General features: G+C 41.5%; 7 protein-coding genes. 5 read left to right on the forward strand and 2 right to left on the reverse strand.

Annotated elements, in window-relative coordinates:
- Nucleotides 1-327: 327 nt before the first annotated feature.
- Together IM477_RS03100 and IM477_RS03105 are read left to right on the forward strand one after the other, a co-directional pair.
- Nucleotides 328-1,293 (forward strand): o-succinylbenzoate synthase, encoded by a 966-nt coding sequence (locus IM477_RS03100; protein ID WP_287730492.1) that lies wholly within the window; start codon nt 328-330, stop codon nt 1,291-1,293.
- Nucleotides 1,269-2,621, forward strand: coding sequence for a 2-succinylbenzoate--CoA ligase (locus IM477_RS03105; protein ID WP_287730493.1), 1,353 nt, complete (start codon nt 1,269-1,271; stop codon nt 2,619-2,621). Before IM477_RS03100 ends, IM477_RS03105 begins: the two co-directional genes overlap by 25 nt.
- A gap of 14 nt (nt 2,622-2,635) precedes the next feature.
- Here the strand turns inward: IM477_RS03105 and IM477_RS23270 are convergent, their stop codons facing one another.
- On the reverse strand, nt 2,636-2,734 hold the full coding sequence (locus tag IM477_RS23270; RefSeq protein WP_502866530.1) for a hypothetical protein: 99 nt from the start codon (nt 2,732-2,734) through the stop codon (nt 2,636-2,638).
- Nucleotides 2,735-2,917: 183 nt separating this feature from the next.
- On the opposite strand from IM477_RS23270, the gene IM477_RS03110 reads away from it, so the two are divergent.
- Nucleotides 2,918-4,390 carry an NADH-quinone oxidoreductase subunit M gene (locus IM477_RS03110; RefSeq protein WP_287730494.1) on the forward strand — a complete coding sequence of 491 codons (1,473 nt, stop codon included), beginning with the start codon at nt 2,918-2,920 and terminating at the stop codon, nt 4,388-4,390.
- A 62-nt stretch (nt 4,391-4,452) separates the two neighbouring features.
- Here the strand turns inward: IM477_RS03110 and IM477_RS03115 are convergent, their stop codons facing one another.
- Nucleotides 4,453-5,616, reverse strand: coding sequence for a cysteine desulfurase family protein (locus IM477_RS03115; RefSeq protein WP_287730495.1), 1,164 nt, complete (start codon nt 5,614-5,616; stop codon nt 4,453-4,455).
- A gap of 365 nt (nt 5,617-5,981) precedes the next feature.
- Between IM477_RS03115 and IM477_RS03120 the strand changes: the two genes are divergently transcribed.
- Nucleotides 5,982-6,797, forward strand: coding sequence for a hypothetical protein (locus IM477_RS03120; RefSeq protein WP_287730496.1), 816 nt, complete (start codon nt 5,982-5,984; stop codon nt 6,795-6,797).
- Nucleotides 6,798-6,854: 57 nt separating this feature from the next.
- Nucleotides 6,855-7,277: RNA-guided endonuclease InsQ/TnpB family protein (locus IM477_RS03125; protein ID WP_287730497.1), on the forward strand; the 423-nt coding region annotated here is incomplete at its 3' end.

A 7,277-nucleotide genomic window follows, 5' to 3' on the forward strand; every position in this document is an offset into this window, starting at 1 on the left:
ATGATGATTATCTTGAAAAAAAATGATAATTAGACAGAAGTTCTCTTGTTCACATAGAGAACTTTATCTTCTTTTGTTTTCAAAATGAGAATTGCTGGGTGCTTTACCAGCTTTAGGGAACATTCCAGTGGGTAATTTCTTTATCTAAGTGTCTAAGCTCTCCTTCTAAGTCACCTAGAAAACGGGTTTCTCGGAGAAACCCATTTTCTGGACTTTAAGATAAAAAAACGTTTCGCTGACAAACTCTATAAAGAACGTAGGTTGGTTTGAAACATGAAACCCAACGCCTGCTCATGTTAAGCTTTTCACGACTACTTATAGTTAATTATGTATTTCTGGGAATTTCGTGTTTATCAGCGTCCTTTGCTGCATCCCCTACAAACCCATCACGGACTCTGGGAAATTAGGGAAGGAATTATTATTCGCTTAGAAGCGGAAGATGGACGTATTGGATGGGGAGAAATTGCTCCTTTACCTGAATTTGGTTCAGAAACATTATCGGCAGCAATATCATTTTGTCAAAGTCTCGAAAATCCCCTATCAATAACTTCAATTTTTTCTATTCCTGAACAATTTCCCGCTTGTCAATTTGCCTTTGAATCAGCTTTAGAAGATTTAAGTATAGAGAATCAATCAAGAGAATTAGAACCGAAAAATTATAGTTATTTATTACCCACTGGTGCGGCAGTATTTCCCTGTCTGGATGATATTTTAGCCGCCAATAAAACTAATACTTATAAATGGAAAATTGCAGTTAATTCTCTCAAGCAAGAGTTAAACTTATTTGAAAAATTAATTACCCGATTACCCAGGAACATTAAATTGCGCTTAGATGCCAATGGTGGATTAAGTTTTGCTGAGAGTAGAATCTGGTTAAAAATTGCCGATGAATGTAAAATAATTGAATTTATCGAACAACCTTTACCCCCGTCTCAATGGTTAGAAATGTTGCAATTAAGTCAAGATTTTACCACAGGAATTGCCTTAGATGAATCGGTAGCCAATCTTCGACAAATAGAGGAATGTTATCAACGGGGATGGCGAGGAATTTTTGTGATTAAACCTGCTATTACCGGGTCAATCCAAGGGTTAAGAAATCTCTGGGAAAAATATCCCTTAGATTTAGTATTTTCCTCCGTTTTAGAAACTAATATCGGCAGAAAATCCGCTCTACGTCTAGCACAAGAATACCCCAAAAAGGAGCGAGCTTTAGGTTTTGGTGTGCAACAATGGTTTAATAATAGTGACCCCGATTGGTTAGAAAAACTGTGGACGACATCAGCAAACAATTAGCATATCTCAGTCAAAAAGATTGGTTATATGGATACAATAGCCAGAAATTTTATCAATTATATCAGTCCTATTGTCAGAAATTTATCGCCGCAGATAATCCTCGATTAACTATGCTGCTTGCTGAAGGCAATCCCATTAAATTTTTAGCGATATTCTTGGCTGCCGTCAGGGTCAAAAGTTGCCTATTTCTAGCTAATCCCGACTGGAAAACTAACGAATGGCAACAGGTTTTCTCTCTGATGCAACCCGATTATATTTTTGGCGAAAATATCAAGGTTTTTAACTATAATTCTCCTCCTGTCAATCCTTTGACTAATTCTCTGATGATACCCACGGGAGGAACCTCGGGAAAAATTCGCTTTGCTATCCATAACTGGTTAACTTTAACTGCTTCTGTCAAAGGTTTCTCTGAATATTTTCAAGTCAAGCAGGTTAACTCTTTTTGCCTACTGCCCTTATATCATGTTAGTGGTTTAATGCAGTTTCTGAGAAGTTTTTTAACAGGGGGAGATTTTGCTGTTATTCCTTACCATAAAATCAAAGAAAAGCGCATAAATAATCTCAATCTTCAAGATTATTTTATCTCCTTAGTCCCCAGTCAATTACAATTTTTTCTAGAAAATGATCCTCGATGGTTAGCCAATTTTAAAACAGTTTTCCTAGGAGGTTCCCCTGCATGGCCATCTTTACTAGAAAAAGCTAGAGAATATAATATTTCTCTGTCTCCCACCTATGGAATGACGGAAACTGCCTCACAAATTGTCACCCTTAAACCGGAAGATTTTCGACAAGGAAATAATAGTAGTGGACAGCTATTACCCCATGCTCAGATAAAAATTAATCCCGATAACCAGAAAATTATTATTGAAGCGAAATCTTTATTTTTAGGCTATTATCCCCATCTTAATCAAGCAAGCTACTTCGAGACCGATGACTTAGGTTACTTGGATGAAAGTGGTTATTTATATATCATTGGCCGCGATAGTCAAAAAATAATTACCGGAGGAGAAAATGTTTATCCTTTTGAGGTAGAAACTGCCATTAGACAAACTAATTTAGTTAAAGATGTGGTGGTTTTAGGATTGCCAGATGTCAAATGGGGACAGGTAATTGTGGCTTTTTATGTACCCGTTAACTCTCAGATAGGCCAGACAATTATTCAATCCCAGATTAAAGATAAATTAGTCAATTATAAACTGCCGAAACATTGGATAAAATTACCAGAGATACCAAAAAGTCCCCAGGGTAAGATTAATCGAACCACTTTAATTAAATTAGCTGAAACTTTTTTTACACCGAGTCAAACCCCAGACGATAATTATAGCTGATCCAAACAGATACTCTAAGGAGAATCTTCAGGATAGTCGATAAATACCCGCTCTCCAACTTTAACCCCATTAAGAACCTGAGTTTTATCGCCGATAACTGGGCCAAGAGTCACTGGACGGAATTTAGGTTTATTCTCCTGGTTAGGAACTAATACCCCAGCCCCGATGGGTTACGCTACCGCTAACCCATCCTACAAATGATTGTGCCTCCCTACTTAAAAGTTGATAGCTATCTTGCTAAAGATTGACCGCTCAGGCAATAATGGGAAGGTTTATCATGCCCATTAAAGTAAAGAATGCTGAACGCTTTTATTTGGCTACCGATTATAGGGGCGATACTGATTGCCTACACGCCTCTAGAGGCGAAAAAAGTGCGAGGATTAGCTCTAACTCTTTCTGTCGTTCTCTTACTGCTGAATATTCTCCTTGGCTGGCAATTTGACCCTAGTAACCCGCAAATGCAGTTCACGGTTAACCTGCCTTGGATTAATTTCCTCGGTTTTAATTATGCCCTCGGTGTCGATGGCTTATCATTTTCATTACTTTTTCTTAACAGCATCTTGACAATAATTGCTCTTTATGCTAGTGGTACAGAGGTTAACCGACCGAGATTTTACTATTCTCTGCTCTTGTTACTCAATGCCGGAGTAGCGGGGGCGTTTCTAGCGCAGGATTTACTGTTATTTTTCCTATTTTACGAATTAGAAATCGTCCCCCTTTACTTTCTCATTGCCATTTGGGGGGGACAAAGACGCGGCTACGCAGGCATGAAATTTTTATTATACACGGCAATTTCAGGCTTTTTAGTGCTAATCTCTTTCCTTGGCTTAGTTTGGCTAACCGGTGCTGATAATTTCGCCTATAATCCCCTTTTATCGAATAATTTAGACGTTAAAACCCAATTACTGCTCCTCATCCCCCTTCTGATTGGATTAGCCATCAAAATCCCGATTTTTCCCTTTCATACTTGGCTACCGGATGCCCACGTCGAGGCATCTACCCCCGTTTCTGTGCTTTTAGCGGGAATATTACTCAAATTAGGAACCTATGGACTGCTGCGCTTTGGAGTCGGTTTATTCCTCGACGCTTGGGTGACTATCGCCCCTTGGTTAGCAACGATAGCAGCTATCAGCGCCCTCTACGGGGCCAGTTGCGCTATTGCCCAAAAGGATATGAAAAAAGTAGTCGCCTATTCTTCCATTTCCCACATGGCCTATATTTTACTAGCGGCGGCGGCCACCACCAGATTAAGCATCACTGCGGCGATTTTGCAGATGATTAGTCACGGTTTAATTTCCGCTTTGTTATTTTTGTTGGTGGGAGTAGTGTATAAAAAAACCGGCAGCCGGGATGTGGATTATCTACGCGGTTTATTAAATCCAGAAAGAGGTTTACCAATCACGGGAATGTTAATGATTTTAGCGGCTATGGCCAGCGCCGGCATCCCCGGAATGGTGGGATTTATCGCCGAATTTTTAGTCTTTCGTGGCAGTTTCCCGATTTTCCCGATACAAACGCTCTTATGTTTGGTCGCTAGTGGTTTAACCGCAGTATATTTTCTCCTGATGATTAATCGGGTTTTCTTTGGTCGTTTAACCCCTGAATTATCGCGCATTCCTCGCAGTACCTGGCCCGAAAGATTTCCCGAAATTGCTTTGGCTTTATTTATTATTGTTTTGGGATTACAACCGAATTGGATGATTCACTGGAGTGAAAACCAAGCATCAATGTTATTAACTGGGACGGCAATCAGTCAAAAGCAATCATAGAAACCTTTTCCGGAATTTTTCAAACCTAGACCGAAACTAACTTGTGGATATGTGCCGAAACGTCAAAAATTTTTGGCTTTGCGGAGGGAATTAACCGTTAAAACCACCTGTTCCCCCACCAGTTCAATTTCTTCTAAAGTATTAAAACGACTCAACCCGAAGCGCAGGGAGGCATAAGCGAGAGATTCGGGGCGACCCAAGGCAGTTAAAACGTGGGAGGGGGCGGTATGGCTAGAAGAACAGGCAGAACCGGAGGAAAGCGCCACTATTGGCTGTAATCCTAACAATAACGCCGCACCGTCCACCCCTTCAATACTAATATTTAAATTTCCGGCTAATCTTTGGCTAGGATGACCATTGAGATAAATTCTGTCTAATTGACTGATAATCTCCCATAAACGGGCTTTTAACTGATTTAAGTAGCTGGTATCTTCTTCAATCGCTTTGATGCCCAATTCTACCGCCTTGGCAAAACCGACAATTTGTGGTGTAAATATTGTACCCGATCGCAGTCCTTTTTCCTGGCCTCCCCCTTGAATTTGAGCGGCGAGACGGACTCTGGGGTTCCGGCGCCGGACGTACAGCGCACCGATTCCCTTCGGTCCGTGGACTTTGTGGGCAGTTAAGGACATCATATCTATATTCATTTCCTCCACATCTAGGGGAATTTTCCCGATTGCTTGGGCCGCATCCGTATGAAAAAGTACCTGATACTGGTGACAAATCGCCCCAATTGCCGCTAAAGGTTGAATCACCCCAATCTCGTTATTAGCCGCCATAATTGACAGCAAAATCGTGTCAGGACGTAAAGATTTTTCTAGTAATTCCAAGTCAATTAAGCCATCACCACTGACGGGTAAAATTGTCACCTCAAAACCCAATTTTTCCAGATAATGACAGGGATCTAAAACGGCGCGATGTTCTGTCACCACCGTAACTATATGCCGTCCCTTGGCGAAATAAGCTTCGGCAACCCCTTTGATAGCCAGGTTATTGGCCTCCGTTGCCCCACTGGTAAAAATAATTTCTTCGGGACTACTATTAATAGCAGCGGCGATTGTTTCTCTTGCCTGTTTAACCGCAGCCTCGGCTGTCCAACCATAGACATGATTAATACTACTGGCATTACCAAAGTGTTCGGTAAAATAGGGTAACATCGCCGCCAGAACCTGCGGCTCTAGGGGTGTCGTGGCGTGGCAATCTAGATAAATCGGCTTTTGAGACATATTTTTCCCCCGCGGGGGATTTGAGAAGGAGATATCCCCTATTTTAAGAGAATCTCTGAAAGTGCATTGCTAATCTATGTTAACAAAAAGGTATCGGATAAGTAGGTAGGCACAATTATTTGTAGGATGGGTTAGCGGTAGCGTAACATAATCGGGCGTTGGGTTTCATGCTTCAACCCAACCTACGTTCATTTTATATTTAATTCCACCCACCCACTCAGCAGTCAACAGCTGACGACTCAGGCCAGAACTTTAAGATTTAATAATGAGAGCGCAATCGCTCCCGGAGAGCAGTTACAATTCCCCTATTCCAATGTTGTTCAGCAACCCAACAGGATTAATAACACATATTTTCCCGCTCAATCATGGCTAAAAAATCGAAGGCATTTAGTGAACTGCTCAGGCTGCAGAAAATGTCCCAAGGATCCGAAAAACCCTTGAAAAGCTTTGAGAAGAAATTAAGAGAAAAGTCCTTGCCTTTCAAGGAAATTGTCGTCTCTCCTTCTGGGGAAGTCACAATGTCGGAAGTTCTGGAGGATTTTATCGAGCCTTACCGCAAATCCAATGAAACAAAGGGATCTATGCGAACACTGCTGACCATAGGGATAATCGCTTGGAATCTGGCGTTGTCCCCCGAGTCAAAGCGGCAAGAGATGATAGACCGAGTTTTTAACAAAGACCTTCTTAAAGGAGATAAAAGGCTCAAGGCGGAGATTCAAGAGCTAATCCAGGAGCTAATCGCTAGGAAAAACCGTTATTTCTCGGAAAACAAGCGGATGATTGTGGATTTTGAGTTAAAAGAGCTAGGAAGCGAGTATCATCTCTCGGTTGCCTCCAGCTTGTCGCCCGAATTTTCCGAGTCAGAGTTTGCCTTCAAAGTCGGCGACTCGGTCATCGTCAAACAGGGTGTACTCGACCCAGATTTGGGGACTGACATCGGTGGTTGGCAAGGAAGAATTGTGACAATTGAGCGGCAGAGCAATCTCATCGGCATTGAATGGGATAGCATCACCCTGAAAAACATCCCCAGTTCGGTGATTGACCAGTGTGAAGTGGAAAACTTAGACTGGGCTCAAATGTGCCTCTTCTCAACGGATGTGGAATTAACCCAACCTCGAGATACAGAAGAAGATGTGGCCGCCATCATCGAAAATTTTGGGTCTGAAACCCCGTCGTTCTAGGTTGGCTTTACCGTTAAATATTAGCGCATTTACACGATATATGCTAGAATGTGAGACATGGAAAAAGCCTACTCGTTCCGATTTTACCCCACACCAGAACAAGAGTCGCTATTGCGGCGCACTTTGGGCTGTGTAAGATTAGTTTACAATAAAGCTCTCCACGAACGAACACAAGCTTGGTACGAAAAGCAAGAAAGAGTAGGCTACGCTCAAACTTCTTCAATGTTGACCGATTGGAAAAAACAAGAAGAATTAGACTTTTTAAACGAAGTTAGCTGTGTACCCTTACAACAAGGGTTAAGACACCTACAAACAGCTTTCACTAACTTCTTTGCTGGTCGTACTAAGTATCCTAACTTTAAGAAAAAACATCAGGGAGGAAGTGCCGAATTTACCAAATCTGCTTTTAAATTTAAAGACAAACAAATCTATTTAGCTAAATGCACAGAACCTTTACCTATTCGATGGTCAAGACAAATA

This window comes from Microcystis sp. M090S1, from assembly GCF_020246295.1.
Taxonomy (GTDB): domain Bacteria; phylum Cyanobacteriota; class Cyanobacteriia; order Cyanobacteriales; family Microcystaceae; genus Microcystis; species Microcystis aeruginosa.